Annotated in this window: 11 protein-coding genes; 2 read left to right on the top strand and 9 right to left on the bottom strand. The window is 55.4% G+C overall.

Annotated elements, in window-relative coordinates; translation table 11 throughout:
• Positions 1 to 43: 43 nt before the first annotated feature.
• Positions 44 to 2,611, top strand: a complete 2,568-nt coding sequence (locus H6G13_RS24815) for an O-antigen ligase family protein (RefSeq protein ID WP_190487921.1) — start codon at positions 44 to 46, stop codon at positions 2,609 to 2,611.
• Between the two features lie 63 nt (positions 2,612 to 2,674).
• On the opposite strand, the gene H6G13_RS24820 is transcribed toward H6G13_RS24815, so the two are convergent.
• The 3 genes from H6G13_RS24820 to H6G13_RS24830 form a co-directional block, all read right to left on the bottom strand.
• Entirely contained in the window at positions 2,675 to 3,505 is an 831-nt protein-coding gene (locus H6G13_RS24820; RefSeq protein ID WP_190487923.1) for a hypothetical protein, read from the bottom strand.
• A 68-nt stretch (positions 3,506 to 3,573) separates the two neighbouring features.
• On the bottom strand, positions 3,574 to 3,807 hold the full coding sequence (locus tag H6G13_RS24825; RefSeq protein WP_190487925.1) for a helix-turn-helix transcriptional regulator: 234 nt from the start codon (positions 3,805 to 3,807) through the stop codon (positions 3,574 to 3,576).
• A 6-nt stretch (positions 3,808 to 3,813) separates the two neighbouring features.
• Positions 3,814 to 4,005 carry a helix-turn-helix transcriptional regulator gene (locus H6G13_RS24830; RefSeq protein WP_242028506.1) on the bottom strand — a complete coding sequence of 64 codons (192 nt, stop codon included), beginning with the start codon at positions 4,003 to 4,005 and terminating at the stop codon, positions 3,814 to 3,816.
• A gap of 216 nt (positions 4,006 to 4,221) precedes the next feature.
• Here H6G13_RS24830 and H6G13_RS24835 point away from each other — a divergent pair, with 216 nt between their 5' ends.
• Positions 4,222 to 4,449: a hypothetical protein gene (locus tag H6G13_RS24835; RefSeq protein WP_190487930.1), complete on the top strand. Its 228-nt coding sequence runs from the start codon at positions 4,222 to 4,224 to the stop codon at positions 4,447 to 4,449.
• Between the two features lie 20 nt (positions 4,450 to 4,469).
• On the opposite strand, the gene H6G13_RS24840 is transcribed toward H6G13_RS24835, so the two are convergent.
• From H6G13_RS24840 to H6G13_RS24865, 6 genes are all read right to left on the bottom strand, one after another.
• Positions 4,470 to 7,475, bottom strand: coding sequence for an EAL domain-containing protein (locus H6G13_RS24840; RefSeq protein ID WP_190487932.1), 3,006 nt, complete (start codon positions 7,473 to 7,475; stop codon positions 4,470 to 4,472).
• Between the two features lie 99 nt (positions 7,476 to 7,574).
• Positions 7,575 to 9,632, bottom strand: a complete 2,058-nt coding sequence (locus H6G13_RS24845) for a response regulator (RefSeq protein ID WP_190487934.1) — start codon at positions 9,630 to 9,632, stop codon at positions 7,575 to 7,577.
• Entirely contained in the window at positions 9,593 to 10,039 is a 447-nt protein-coding gene (locus H6G13_RS24850) for a response regulator (RefSeq protein ID WP_190487936.1), read from the bottom strand. Before H6G13_RS24850 ends, H6G13_RS24845 begins: the two co-directional genes overlap by 40 nt.
• Positions 9,993 to 12,302 (bottom strand): ATP-binding protein, encoded by a 2,310-nt coding sequence (locus tag H6G13_RS24855; protein WP_190487938.1) that lies wholly within the window; start codon positions 12,300 to 12,302, stop codon positions 9,993 to 9,995. The genes H6G13_RS24850 and H6G13_RS24855 overlap by 47 nt, the downstream gene beginning before the upstream one ends.
• 456 nt (positions 12,303 to 12,758) lie before the next feature.
• Positions 12,759 to 13,196 carry a response regulator gene (locus H6G13_RS24860; protein WP_190488336.1) on the bottom strand — a complete coding sequence of 146 codons (438 nt, stop codon included), beginning with the start codon at positions 13,194 to 13,196 and terminating at the stop codon, positions 12,759 to 12,761.
• Positions 13,197 to 13,298: 102 nt separating this feature from the next.
• On the bottom strand, positions 13,299 to 14,915 hold the full coding sequence (locus tag H6G13_RS24865) for a tetratricopeptide repeat protein (RefSeq protein WP_190487940.1): 1,617 nt from the start codon (positions 14,913 to 14,915) through the stop codon (positions 13,299 to 13,301).
• Positions 14,916 to 15,057: the final 142 nt, after the last annotated feature.

Raw genomic sequence — 15,057 nt, forward strand, 5'->3', positions numbered from 1 at the left:
ATCCTAAGCCTTCCCTGCCCTCCGCCCTCCACCAACCTGACCCATGCACTCTGCCACACCGTCTCCTAAACTAGACCGCACTTCTGCCGATGGCACCCTGCTCGGCCTCCTCACCGCAGGCTTTTACGCGCTGTTTACGTTGCTGCCGGGCAGCAATACCCTGATGGTGTCTTGGCCCTGGGCCTTTCTCTGGCAGGTCAGTTTGGCGCTGCCGATACTGTGGCTGCTGTGGCAGGTCGGCTTTAAGCCTTTGCGGCAGCTGGCGCTGGGTAGCGGGTTGGACTGGGTGGCGGCTCTGATGGTGGTTGGGCTGATCGTCTCGACCTTAGCTGCTGACTTTCCTCAGCAGGCCCGCTGGTACACCTGGGTGGCTCTGGGTGGGCTAGCTGCTCTCTATGCGCTTAACGGTTGGCTCAATTCTCCCCGGCGACTGCTGAGCCTGCTCCAGTTTCAGGGCGGACTGGCCCTGGCTTTTATCGCGCTGAGTCTGGGGCTTTGGATCAGCCAAATTTATCTGCCGGAGTTGGCCCGGCTCAATACACTGCGTCAATATGGTGTCGATTTAGCCTTCAGCTTTCAGTTCACCAGCCTACGCAACTGGCAGCCCATCGGCCACCAAAACTATGTCGCCGGATACCTGGTGCTGGTGCTGCCGCTACTGGCCGCTTTGGCCTGGGTCAGCAAGGGCTGGCAGCGGTGGCTCTGGTTGGCGGGCACTGGGCTAGGGCTGGTGAACCTCTATACCACCAGCTCTCGCGGCGGCTGGCTGGCCCTGATGGGGCTGGCGGTAGGGGGCTTTGCGATCGCACTTCTGCTCAGCCCCTTACCTCGACGAGTGCTCTGGTCAATCGGCGCAGTTGGGTTGGGAGGCATGTTGATTGCGATCGCAACCAACGATCGTCTCAGCGGAGTTATCCGGGCGCTGCTGCGGGGCGACGTGGGCGGTGGCGAACTGGTCTATCGGCTGATTACCAATGCCGTTGGCTGGAATATGGGCATTGACAGGCCATTGACAGGCCAGGGGTTGGGCAGTGCGCCTCTGGTATATCAGCAGTATCGGCCTTACTGGGCCGGTCGAGAAGCGGAGTTGCAATACCAGCTCCACAGCACTCCAGCCCAGCTTTGGGGAGAGTTGGGTATCTGGGGCATTTTGGTGCCCATTGCTTTAGTCGGCGTGCTGAGCTTCCAGACTTTCCGTTGGGTACGGCGATCTCCGGCGACTGACCAGACCCTACCGCCAGTGCTGGTCTGGAGCTTGCTAGGGGGTTTATTGGCCTACGGTATTCTCAGCCTCACTGACTACCAAGTTGACAATCTCTGCATTGCTGGGGCCATGCTGATTTATCTGGCTGTGCTGGCCCGCACCTGGCAGCCCCAGCTCTCTACTCAGGCCGCTTCTCCTGGGCGGATTAACCGCTGGCTGGTGGGCTTGGGGCTGGGTACAACCTTGGCTATGACCCTTTGGCTGGTGCCCATCCACCGGGCTTGGAGTCTCTCTAGCGATGGCTTTGTTGCTTTGCAGCGGGGCGACCTCGATAGCTTTGTGCGGCGGCTAGAGCAAGCCCACACCCTCGCTCCCTGGGAACCCTATTACGCTCACCAGCTGGGCTGGAACCTGGGCAACCTCAGCTACCAAAGCCCTGATCCTGGCCAGAGCCAGGCTCTGAGACGGGCTGGCATTGAGTGGTTTCAGCGGGCGAATGCTGTGGCTCCCTACCTGGAGTTTGGTCACTCTAACTTGGGCTGGCTGTTAATTGGCGAAAACCAGCCCCAGGAAGCCACGGCTGCCTTTGCCGAGTCTAGCCGTCTGATTCCCGCTAAACCAGGTGTGTTCTTTGGCTTGGGGTTCAGCCGTCTACTGGCGGGCAACACCGATCAGGCAGTAGAAGCGATGGCTTTGGAAATTGTCCGCAACCCAATGCTGATCAGCAGCTCAGTTTGGCAGGTAGGGCAATTTGCTGCTCTGGCTGGCCCTGTTCTAGATCGGGTAGAAACAATTACCACTGACCTCATTGCAGACGCGCCTGCCGGTGCCCTCAAGGGCTACCTGCACCAAGTTCGCGGTGGCACTCGCTGGTGGCAGGGCGACCTAGCCCAGGCCAACGAAGACTGGCAGATCGGCGGCAGTGCTGCCAGCCTTGCCCTGTTAGCTCTGGCCCAAAACCAGCCGGTTGACCTGGAAAGCCTCCCCCCCGGATCGCCTGAGCAGTTGGCCCTGCAAGCCTGGTTCACTCCCGCCGAGCGGCGCGATCTGCTGGCTCAGGCTTGGGTCGCCCAGCCCGAAGACTTGCCCCAGCTAGACGAAGTTCTGCCGCCAGAAGACATTCTTAACGAGCTGGAAACCACGATGAACCAGTCGCCCAGCCTAGAGGTGTGGCTAAAGCAAAATGCCCCTTCGTGGCAACCTCGCAGTCAGCGATTGGGGTTTGGCATCATCAGCCGCCATATCGACGGGCCGCAGCCGAGCGACTATCTGCCTCGGATTGAAAATGTGCCGATGGTGAAATTCTTTGACACGGTTTTTCCAGAGGCAATCTATCTGCCAGAACTGGATTCGGCTTTACAGCCTTACCGAGATGAGCTTTTGAACCAGGTGAGTAGCCCAGGATAGTCCTGCTAGTCTTTGCACTTGGGGCGCTTCTGACTGTAGCTTGAGCTATGCATCACAATTGCGCTAATCAATATTGCAAATACCAAATTTTCGTAGCAGCGTGGGTAGGTGATCATCCAAATTTTGAATGTGCTGGTCAGTCAATTCAATTAGGCGTAGCTCGTTGGCTTTGTAGAGCGCTCTTTTTTCTTCCTTGCGGGCAAGATACTTAGCTTCATTCTCATAGCCCCAGTATTCAATGTAGATACGGCCTTGGGGGATATAGAAATCACAGTATGCGTCTTTCTCAGCTTCGACAGGCAGCTTTCGCTCATAGGCGTGAGCGAGCCCAGCAAAGTAGAGCCAGTTGTCAATTAAAACTTCAGCTTTGGAGCGAACCCAGTGCCCGTCATTAGTGCGGTACTTAGCACCCTCTTGAAACTTCTCGCGAAAGTTAGATGTCTTTTCTGGTGCTTCCGCAGAGGAATTGCCCTCAGCCAATACCTTAACGGCCTGTAGGAAAATGCGGTTATCTAGTACCTCCGGCGACCAGACAACATATTGAGTACCGCCTCGCTGGCCGTCTTTTTGTTGAGCCCCAAGAGCAAGCCCACGAGGGGTAGCCACCCATCCTTTCTCTGCTTTATCAAGCAATCCTAGCTCAGCCAGAATAGGGTTGACCTTGAGGCGAGAAAGGCCAAAGTGCTCACCCAAACGGGTTGTAGATAAGAGGTTCCCTGAAGTTTCTAGGCTGGTTTCGCCTTTGACCGTCTTTTGAAGAACTGGCTTTTCTATAATTGGCTTGTCTATGGTGGCCTTTTCTACAGGTCGTTTAGCTTTCCAGCAGGTGTAGCAAAGGGTATACCCCGACTTTGCCACTGACTGATCACAGCCCGGAGTAGTGCAGAGGCTCATGTATAAAATTGGTTTTACGCCAAGGCAAGAGTACCCAGTTAAAGGTTAAGAGTTGAGGCGTTAGTCCACTATGAGACTGGCCCTAAATCATCTGGTAAATCTTCAACTGACCACTGCAGGAGTCGGCAGAGGGCCTTAACCTGTGGCAATGTTAATTTCGCCTCTTTATAACGCCCTGTCTCCCAGTTGCTCACAGTTTGGACTGAAATATCAACTGCAATAGCCACATCCCGCTGGGTCAGTCCCAGTTCTTCACGGCGGTGTTTGAGGATAGATACTGGCGCAGCGCTTTGCTCAGGCATGGGGGTTTACGCCTTGAGAGGGCCAAACTCATCTGGTAGCTCCTCAATCGGGATCTTCAGCTCGCGGCACAGGGCCTTGATTTGAGGAATTGTGGGTCGCGGGGTTGCTTCGCCGGTTTCCCAGCGCACATAAGTACGCAGCGGAATCCCACATCGGCGGGATAGTTCCTCTTGAGTCAGCCCTAGACGATCTCTCAATTGTTTAAGAGGGGATGCTTGCGAATTCTGAAGGCGTTTTTCCGACATTTAGAACGGTTACGCCACCAAACAATGCTGACTTGACATACGCCAGTCTGACATGTCACGATGGCACAAGAATTTAACGGGTTGAGATTTTTCTAACTCAGTCTCGCATTTTGTGCAGCGCAGCGCACGTTGCACACCGCTTCGTGTATCCAAAATTTGGACAATCTCATGACTTATCACTCCCGGCTTCATCCCTGGTGCATTGTTCGCCTGCTGCCTCATATGCAGCGCATCACCGTCGCTCGCTTTCGCCGTCGCAATGATGCCGATGATCATGCCCGCACCCTGCGTCGTCTTATTCCTGGGGGAACTTTTGTGATTTTGTTTGAACCTCCCAGCGATTTCTGCGCTGTTAAGCCTGCTGCGCGTGAATTGGCAAAGTCGTCAGCCCAATAGTTTCAGCCTCCCTAAAACTATCAGCTCCATTCCTCAATTAGTTTCTGGGCTGTCTCGGCTGGGCAGGGGCGGCCCAACCAATAGCCTTGGCCAAACTCGCAGTGCAGCAGTTTCAGCTGCTCTACTTGGTCGAGGCTTTCGATGCCTTCGGCAATCACCTGAAACTGGAGCTGGTGAGCCAGAGTGATGATGGTTTCGACGATTCTGTGGTTGGTGGCGCTGTTCGTCATGCCGCTGACGAAGGATTTGTCGATTTTGAGGCTGCGAACAGGAAAGCGGTACAGGTAGCTGAGCGAGGAGTAGCCGGTGCCAAAGTCGTCGATGCTCAGGCTAATGCCTCGTTCCCGCAGTTGATGCAGTAGGGAGATGGTGTCATTGATATTTTCGACTAACATGCTTTCGGTGATTTCGAGGACTAGGGTTTCTTCCTGGAGTCCTGTTTCCCGCAAAATTTGATCAACCTCGTGGAGAAAGGTAGGGCTGTGAAGCTGCAGAGCTGAGAGATTGACGTTCAAGGTCAAGGGCTGCGACTGGGGTAGCTGAGCCTGCCAAGTTTTAAGCTGCTGGCAGGCTGTCCGCAAGATCCACTGACCCAGCGCTACAATAAACCCGGTTTCTTCGGCCAATGGAATGAACTCGTTGGGAGGCAGCAAACCCCGCAGCGGATGCTGCCACCGAATTAGCGTCTCGAATCCTTTTAGCCTGTTTGTTTGCAGATCGACGATGGGCTGGTAGTAAAGCAGCAGCTCTTGAGGAGACTCTAGCAGGGCTTTGCGCAGGTCATTTTCTAGCTGCAGCCGCTCTAGAGCTTGAAGGTGCATAGCGGGGTCAAAGATTTCGTATCTTGCTCGGCCTTTGGCTTTGGCCCGGTACATGGCTGTATCGGCATCGCGGAGAATTTCTTGGGCTTCGTGGTAGCGATCGCTGCCTAGCACAATGCCGATGCTGGCGTTGACGAACACATCTTGGTGAGCCAGCACCAGCGGGGCCTGCATCTGCTCAAAGATGCGATCGGCGATACGGATGGCGTCGGCACTGCCGCTGATGTCTTCTAGCAGCACAATAAATTCGTCTCCCCCCAGGCGGGCAGCCAAATCCATCGAGCGCAGCACCGCCTTGAGCCGACAGGCAATTTCGACCAGCAGTTCATCTCCGGCCAGGTGCCCTAGGCTATCGTTAACGACCTTGAAGCGGTCTAGATCGAGGAAAAGGACGGCAAACTGATGGGTTGGATGCCGCTGGAAACGCTCTAGGGCCAGGTTTAGCCGCTCGATAATCAGGTTGCGGTTGGGCAGGCCCGTGAGGCCATCGTGCAGGGCATCGTGCTCCAACTGCTTCTGCATACGGAGTTTTTCGGTCACGTCTCGTGAGGCAGACTGCAGGCGAGTAGCGGCTCCGGTCGAATCGAGAATGGGACGGGTGATGGTTTCTAGCCAGATATAGTGGCCGCTGCGCTGCCGCATGCGATAGGTGATCGGTCGGGGCACACCGGTAGCGGCAATTTGGTGGTTTTCGGTGCGGATGCGATCGCAATCTTGAGGATGAAAGAAATCAAAGGGATTTTTGCCGACCAAATCCTCTGGCTGAAACCCCAACAGCCACTGTACTGAGGGGCTGACGTAGCGATAGCGGCCATCGATATCGTGCAGGCATACCAGATCGCTCATGTTCTCAGCAATTAGCCGAAATAAGTCGGCCTGTTCCTTCAGCTCCAGGTTGACCTGCTCCAAGTCGGCCTTGGATTGGCGCAATTCTGAGAAGGAAGTCTCTAGCCGATCGGCCATCAGGTTAAAAGCAGTGGCCAGCGCTGTCAGTTCCCGCAGTCGATTGGGGGCAATGCTCTGATCTAGGTCTCCCTGGGCAATGGCGGTCGAGGCTTGACTAAGCTGGGAAATGGGCCGCAAAATCCAGCGGCTAGTGAGCAGTCCGGATGCGATCGCACCTATCAGCGCCAGCAGACACAGCAAAAGCGTGGTGCGCGTATTGGCCTCAATTTCGGCCATGAAGTCTGCCTCAGGCACCACCATGACAATCAGCCAGTCAAGGCCGTACTCATCGTGAAACGAGGTCACTTGCAGAAACTGGTGCTGGCCTTGGTGCCAAAAGGCGAGCTGGACTGTCCCATGAATGGGCTCAAATCCGCCATAGCGATCGACTAGGAACTGAGCCGCACTTCTGACGAGAGGGTCGTCGCTCTGGGCTGCTTCGATCCGCTGCGGCTTGCCCTCTACAATCTCAAACGGTTGATCTAACGTGGAGCTAGCTACCAGCAAACCGGAGGGCTCGACGATAAACACTTGACCGTTTTGACCGATCTTCAAAGTTCTCAAAAAACTGCTGATCTCGGCCAGAAAAAAGTTATTGCCCAGCACCCCAACTAGATTGTCCCCGGCATCGTACACCGGTACCGCCATCGGAATCGCCATGACTGGAAAGGCGTGGTAGGTAAAGATATCGCCCCAGGCTGGCCGCCCAGCTTCAACCGCTGCCAAGTACCACGGACGGGTCTGCGTTATCCATCCTGGTGTTTCAAGTTCGAGCCCAGCAGTTTGACCTTCAGGATCTATTGCATGGAAGCGAATATTACCTCCCAAGGAGGGGCCTGCCTGCATCCGCAGGGGATGGTCTGGGTTAAAAGTGCCGTAGCCAATAAACTCGCCATCAGCACGACCAAAAAAGATCGACTCAACGGTTGGAAATTGGCCAGATTGGGTCTGAAAGTGGCGAAAGAAAGCCTCTAGATCTTGGGGCTGTAGGTAACCCAGAGCGATCGCATTAAGGTTGAGCTGGTTAACCCGGTAAGAGTCTTTAAGATACTCCTGCAGCTTTTGTTCGACCCGGTTCACCACTTCCTGCCGCAGCTGGCTGGCCACTGTGTTAACGGCTCGCTGGCCGTTGCGCACCGACAGCAGACCAGTCAAACCGACCGCCAGCGACACCTGCAACACAAAAGGCACGATCAGCAGGGTCCGTAGTGGCAGCCTACCCGCCGGGCGAAAAAACTGACCCAACCCTGTTTTTGCCATGTAGACAACGAAAATAGGCTTTCTTACTGAGAGATGCGCTTAGTGTGCCTGGTTTAGAGATGCGAATCAACTTTGGCGCTCCAGTCAGATTGTTAATCTTCAGGGGGGCAGGTGCCGTCTCAACGTCAGCAGCAGTTCTCGGGCATTAAACGGCTTTGGCAGAAAGCCTTGAAAACCCAATTTTTCGGCCTGAGCCACAGCTTCTTTAGAGTTCAGCCCGCTCATAGCCACGATGTAGAGGTCGGGGTTGAGCCGTCGCAGCAGGGGAATGGCCATCAGCCCATCCATGGCGGGCATCATCAGATCCATCAGCACAGCGTAGATGCGGTCTTTGTGCTCGGCCAAAAGTGCGATCGCAGCAACCCCGTCAGTCGCCGTTAGAACCTGATAGTTGTAGGTTTCTAAGGTAGTTTTGGTAATTTCGCAAATGGCGGGCTCATCATCTACCACCAGCACCAGCTCCTGTTGACCTAGCAGCAGTTCCAGGGCTTCCTCCCGTTCTGGCTGAGCCAAGGGAGTAGCAGGCAGATAAATTTTGAACTGGGTGCCCTGGTCTACAGTGCTAACCACATCGATAAAGCCGCCGTGGCTCTCCACAATGCCCAAAACAGCAGACAGGCCCAACCCTGTGCCCTTGCCCACCTCTTTAGTAGTGAAGAAGGGATCAAAGATGCGGTGCAGAATAGCGGACGGAATGCCCATACCTGTATCTGAAATCGTAACTAGCACATAGGGGCCAACTTTGGCATTCAGATGCATCTGGGCAAACTGGGCATCGATTAGAAAGTTTTCTGCGGTAATCTCTAGCCGGCCGCCCTCTGGCATAGCGTCTCTGGCATTGACGCACAGGTTCATAAACACCTGATGGAGGTGAGTTGCATCCCCTGAAACTGGCCACAGTTCGCTCGGAACTTCGCTTTGAATTTCAATAGATTTGGGCAGGGTCTGCTGCAGCAGCTTTTGAATTTCCCGCAACAGATGATTGATTTGCAGGACAAAACGCTTGCCCTCAACCCCGCGGGCAAAGGCCAGGATCTGCTTCACCAGGTCAGCTCCCCGATGGGCGCTGGTTTCCAAAATCTCCAGCTTCTTTTGGATCGATGCGTCTAGGTTGGGCAGCTTCAGCGGCAACAGCTGCACCACCAGGATAATGGGGGTGAGAATGTTATTGAGGTCGTGGGCAATGCCGCTGGCCAGCGTGCCCAGGCTTTCCAATCGCTGAGCCCGCAAAAACTGCTCCTCCAGCCGTTTTTTCTCGGTGATGTCCATGTGGATACCGATCATCCGCAGAGGCTGACCCTGAGCATCGAGAAATAGGCTACTTTTGATCGCAATCCAGCGGGTTTCACCGCTGTAGTGCAGGATGCGAAACTCGCTGTTGAGACCCTGCCCCGCCTGCACTGCCTGGGCTCGCTCCTGCCGCAGGCGATCGCGATCTTCTGCGTGTACCCGTTCAAACCAGTCGTCGTTGCGGCCCTCATAGCCACGTGATGAGTAACCGTAAAGCGCCTCTAGCTCGGTGCTCCAGGTCAGTTCGTTGTGCTGAATGTGCCACTCAAAGGTACCGATCTGTCCGGCTTGCTGGGCCAGCGTCAGCCGCTCCTGCATTCGTTGACGCTGATCGATCTCCTGCCGCAGCAAATCGTTGGCCGACTCTAGCTCAGCCGTCCGCTCCTGCACTCGCTGCTCCAGCACCTCGTTGGCTTCCCGCAGAGCTTCGGCGGTCTGCTTGCGCTCGATGGCGTAGCGCAGCGATCGCACCAGCAGTTCCTGGTCCATCTGGCGCTTCAGCAGATAGTCCTGCGCCCCGTGGCGCACCGCTTCTACGGCCAAGTCTTCATCGTTGGTGTTAGTCAAGACGACGATGGGCAGGCTGGGAGCTTGCTGAATCAGCAGATCTAGCGAAGCTAGCCCGGTGCTATCGGGCAGGGTGAGGTCAAGCAGGGCTACGTCAAAAGGTTGGTCGGCTGGCTGGGCTTTGAGCTGGGCGATGGCTTCCCCCAGTCGCTTGGTATGAACCAGGTGGAATCGACGATAGGCCGCCCCCTTAAGGACTTCCTGCAGCAGGCGAGCTTCGGCCAGGTTGTCCTCAATGATCAGGACACGAACGGGTTTAGCTAGGGTCCGCTCGATGGCAGGGTGGCTGTTTCCAACCAAAATTCCTCAATCCCCCTAACAATTTTGAATAGCTGAGCTAAATTTCGCGATTTCGAGATATAGCAGTTGACGTGCAGGTCGTAGCTCTTGAAGATGTCCTCCTCATTGCGTGAGGTCGTTAATACAATAATCGGGATGTGCTTCAGGTTCGGGTCGGCCTTGATTTCGGCCAGCACTTCCCGCCCATCTTTTTTGGGCAGATTCAGATCCAGCAGGATTAGGTCGGGTCGCCCCGCCGCCCCAAAAAAACCATCCTGCCGGAGATAGGCCATCGCCTCCATGCCGTCCCGCGCAACCATCACATTACACGGGGCAGCAGTGCTCTTGAGGGCCTCCTGAATCAGCCGGATATCGGCTCGATTATCTTCGACTAAAAAGATAATTTTGGGCTCGGCGTCCGTTGGCATGGTTGCGATCGCGTCCTTCAACGGGAATCGTGAAATAGAACGTAGCGCCGCTGTTCGGCTCCGATTCGACCCAAATGCGGCCCCGGTGACACTCGACAATCTTCTTGCAGATCGCCAGCCCCATTCCTGAGCCTGGGTACTCATCGCGAGTGTGTAGCCGCTGGAAGATAACAAAAATCCGCTCGGCAAACTGCGGGTCGATACCAATCCCGTTGTCCTTCACCGAGAACAGCCAGGAATCTTCCTGCCGCACCACGCCAATGTGGATGCGCGGGGTCTGATCCAGCCGCCTGAATTTGATGGCGTTGCCAATCAGGTTGAGGAAAAGCTGCATCAGTTGGGTGCCGTCGGCCACGATCGTAGGCAGGGGATCTGAGGTAATCTCAGCCCCCGTCTCAGCCACGCGGCCTCGCAGATTGCTCAGCGCCTGATCCATCGCTGCGCCTACTTCAGTTAGCTCCCACTCGACGCCCTTCAGGTCTACTTTGGAGTAGGCCAGCACGTCATCAATCAGGGTCTGCATCAGGCTTACCCCTTCCACCGCAAAGCCAATAAACTCTTTGCCGTCTTCATCGAGTTCATCGTCATAGCGCATCTCCAGCAGCTGCACGAAGTTGGCTACTTGGTTTAGCGGCTCCTGTAGGTCATGGGAGGCAACATAGGCAAACTTCTTCAGCTCAGCGTTGGAGCGCTCTAGATCCTGAGCTAGTAAGGCCAGCTCTTCTGCCTGTCGCAGCACGATGTTGACAATGGCTTTACGCAGTTCTAGAGCAGCTTTGACCTCGACCGGCTTCCAGGGAAGAGACTGCAGTCGCACCGTCTCTTTCCAACTCTGAAAAGACTTGCGCGGACACAGGCGCAGGCTGCTGCCTTCCCCTTCCACGGTGTAGGCATGCTGGGGATCACCCCCCCAGTTCACTGTCTGGATCACTTCCGGCCGGAACCACAGCACATAGCTGCGCTTGGAGATCGGGATGGCGAGCAGCCCGCTAGCGACATCCTTAAACCGCTCTGCTTCTGAATAGGTCAGCGGTAAGGCATGGGTGGCAAAGGCCTCATCTTCCTGGCTCTTGGCTAGCCACTGCACCAGATAGTTCAGTTCCTCCTCAGGGGGCGTGCGGCCGATCGTAGTCCAGCGACCGCCAAAGCAAATGGCTGCCCCCTGGGCATTGACTAACTCCAGCAGATTTGGCTCGTGGCGAGTCAGCCCATCAACGAAGTAGTCTTCTTGAGCCATCAGGTCAATCAGGCTACTTTGCACCTGAGACACCTTCATGCGGTAGTTGAAGTCGGCTTCTTCCTCACGGGTAGAGATTTCTGAAAAGATCACTCGGCCCAAAAATTCACAGGCTTTTCGCAGTTCGTAGGGGACGTGTTTGGGCGTCTTGTGGTGGCAGGCAATCAGGCCCCACAGCTTTTGATCTTTCATCAGGGAGATGGTCAGCGAGGCCCCTACGCCCATGTGCTCCAGGTACTCAGTGTGACAGGGGTAGGGCTGCCGCAAAATAGACAGAATCAGGTCGGTAGGCTGGCCCGTTACCGGATTTTGCGCCGGAAATAGGGTTACGGGCTCTGCCTTGGCATCGGGGATGAGCCGAATCCAGTTAGAGACAAACATTTTGCGGGCGGGCTGAGGCACGTCTGATTCTGGGAAGTGCAGCCCTAGGTAAGATTCCATATCTTCAAGCTGCTCTTCGGCCAGCACTTCACCGTGGCCATCGTCGTCAAACTTATAAAGCATGACCCGGTCAAAGCCGGTCACTTTACGCACTTCATGAACGATGATTTGACAGAAAGCTTTGAGGTTGGGGCTGGCCTCTAACTGGGCAATCGAGGCCCGAGCCAGGTGGTAAAAGCTGAGGAAGGGAATGTTCTCTTGGCTCAGGGCAGGCTCTAGTTCGAGTACCAGGAAGCCGTCGCCACTGCGGTGGAAAATAGCATCGTAAACCCCGTAGTCATCGCCACGCCGCCGCACCCAGATCTTGGTGGGGTTAATGATATCTAGATTGTCTTGGGCCAGCCCGGCTCGAAACTGATCGACTTGGTAAGCATCAAGCAGATCATCTAAGCTTTTGCCCAGCACCTCCTCTGGCGGCAGACCAAAGGCATCACGAGTGTTGCGGCTAACTTGCAGCACCGTCAAGTCCGATTCCTGCAGCACCAGCAGCACTCCGTGGGGCTGCACCTGAGTCAGGCTGTGGATCTCCGGCTGCTTCAGGTGGGTGAGGTTGGCTTCCTGGATTTCTAGATTCATGGCGGTCATTGAGAGGTCTTCTCCCGAGTTGAAATTGACGTGAATCCCCGGTTTTTTGCTTGTCGAGCTAGGCGAGAGCGAGGACTAAAAACCGGGAAGTTTCAGTCATCTGTTTTTTTCAGGCTGTCTATTCAATGGGTCGGTTAATGGCCTTTCTACTGAGTGGCCTTTCTCGAATAGATGCTTCGTCTACAGCCGTTGATTGTGTAGTATTAATCCAGCCCTACAAGCGGACCAGGGCTACAGTTTTGGACTTAATTTCTTGCCTCTATCCAGAAGCATATCTCAGCAGCAGGAGACTCTTGGGAGATGAATTCTTAAATAAACAGGAAGGTTTAAATGAACGAAATTAGCCTGTTTATTTAGCTAGTTAAAACAGTCAAATTCTTATTTAATTTGATGATTGCTTATTACCCAGATCAGAACTTTATTATTTTTTAATAAATCTTTTTATTGATGAAAGTGTCATTCCAGCGGCAGCGTTACAATGCCAAGCCAAAAATCTTCAATGCGCTTGACGAGGTGATAAAGCTGGTTCAGGTCGGCAGATTTGATCACGTAACAGTTGCCCTGCATTGCATAGCTGTCGAAGACATCGGCTTCACTGTCTGCTAGTGTCAAAACGACGATGGGAATGCGGCGCAGGTGGGGCGCGGCTTTGATAGCGGTTAAGATCTCCCAGCCATTTTTCTCGGGCAGGTCGAGATCGAGCAAAATTAGGTCGGGGCGAGGAGCATCGGTGTAGGCACCTTGGCGGTTGAGAAAACTAAGCGCTTGCGCTACTTCTGCGATCGCAACCAGCCGGTATTGACCAGCAGTTTCGCTCAGCGCCTGATCAATAACGCGAACATGCTCGGGGTGATGATCTATCACCAAAATCAATCGCTCTGCTGCCGTCTCCATGCTGTCTCCCATCCTTCCTCAGTGAAGCTACAGGCTCGCTGCAGTGACGTTTGCCCTAGCTGATGATGGCAGTTTTCCTAGCAGATGTGGCAAAAACTCCGGCTACTGACCTGGGCGAGTCAGCGGCGGCAGAGCCCGCCACGCAGCCTGAGCCACCCCCTGCTGAGGATTTAGCTCTAACGCCTTGGCCAACACTCGACGGGCTTCGTCATAGCGGTTGAGTCGGGCCAGCACCACGCCCATGCCGGTCCAGGCATCAGCACTATCGGGGGCAATTCGGATCGCCTGCTGGTAGGCTCTGCCTGCTTCCGGGTAGCGCTCTAGAGACACCAAAACTGTGGCCCGGTTGTACCAGCCCAGATATGTACGTTCATCTAGGGCAATGGCGCGGTCTGCCGATTCTAGTGCCGCAGCGTGCTGCTGCAAATACCACTGCACCACGCTGCGGTTAGCCCAGGTTTCGGCATCATTGGGATCCAAAGCAATAGCCTGATCATAGGCAGTGAGAGCCGATTCATACTGCCCCAGCCGCCGCTGGAGGCGGCCCACATTGATCCAGGGAGAGGCATAGGTAGGGTCGAGTTCGGTGGCGCGCTGGAGAGATGCGATCGCACCCTGCCAATCTTCTAGGCGTGCCAAAATAGCCCCCCGGTTATTCCAGGCAGCGGCGTACTCCGAGTTCAGGCCCACAGCTCGGTTGATCGCCGCCAGCGCCGCCTGAGGCCGATCCAAACCTAGATAAGCCGTGGCCTGCTGCGACCATGCTGCGGCAGCCCCTTCTGCTCCCCAGTCTCCATTTCCATTGCCCGCTAGGGCCTGCTCACAGGCAGCCATCGCGGCCTCATACTGAGCAGTCTGGTTAAGCAGGGCACACTGCCCCACCCGCGCCTCTGACCAGTCGGGCTGCAGGGCCACCGCTCGGTTGTAGGACAGCAGCGCTTCCTCAAAGCGATCCAGCATTTCTAGGGTCTGCCCCTGAGCTACCCAAGTGAATGCATCTTCCGGGTTTAGGGTCAGGGCCTGATCAAAAGCAGCCACGGCGGGAACAAGCTGCCCCTGCTCCCGGTGGGCAATTCCCCGGAAAGACCAGGCTAGGGCAGGGCTGGCGCTACCCCAGCTAGAGTCACCGTTTAGGGCGGCTTCACAGCTTTCTAGGGCATTGCTGTACTGTTTTAGATCCAGGTAAGCCTGGCAGCGGTAAGTTAAAACCTGGGCATCCTGCCGATTGGTCAATAGCGATCGCTCATAGGCCACCAGCGCCGCCTCATAGTCCTGCTGCTGGGCCAAGGCGCGGCCCTGATACAGCCAGAGTGACGCCATAGATGCATTGTCGCCACTATCGGTTAGCTGTAGCGCTTGCTCGCAGGTGCTCAACGCCTGGCCAGGCTGATTCAGTTCGAGGTAGGCTCGGCACTGGTGCGTCAGGGCCAGCGCATTATTAGGATGAAGGGTCAGAGCCTGCTGGGCCGCAGCGATAGCCTCGGGATATTGAGCTAACGCCAGTAAGAGGCTGCTTTGGGTGATCCAGAGATCAGTCTCTTGGGGACGCAGCTGGAGCGCAGTCGCACAGGCAGCCTGGGCCTCGACATACTTTTCAGCTTCGACCTGCAGGCGGCACACCTCTTGCCAGTAGCCGAAGCTCTCCAGGGTTTGGGTCAGGTTACTGGGAGGAGTTTGGGCTAGGTAGACAGAAGGTGAAACAGCTTCTGTCAGAACCATCGCGCTGCCGGGAATTAGTGCGATAAGAGCAAAGACTTGCTGTATAGGCATTTCAGAGGAGCTGAAAAATACTGTTCGGGAACCCGTACAGCGGGGATGGTTGCGATCGCACACCCCAACACCTTAAATTAGCACTCGGGGC

The organism is Pseudanabaena sp. FACHB-2040, from assembly GCF_014696715.1.
Classification (GTDB): Bacteria; Cyanobacteriota; Cyanobacteriia; order Phormidesmidales; family Phormidesmidaceae; genus JACVSF01.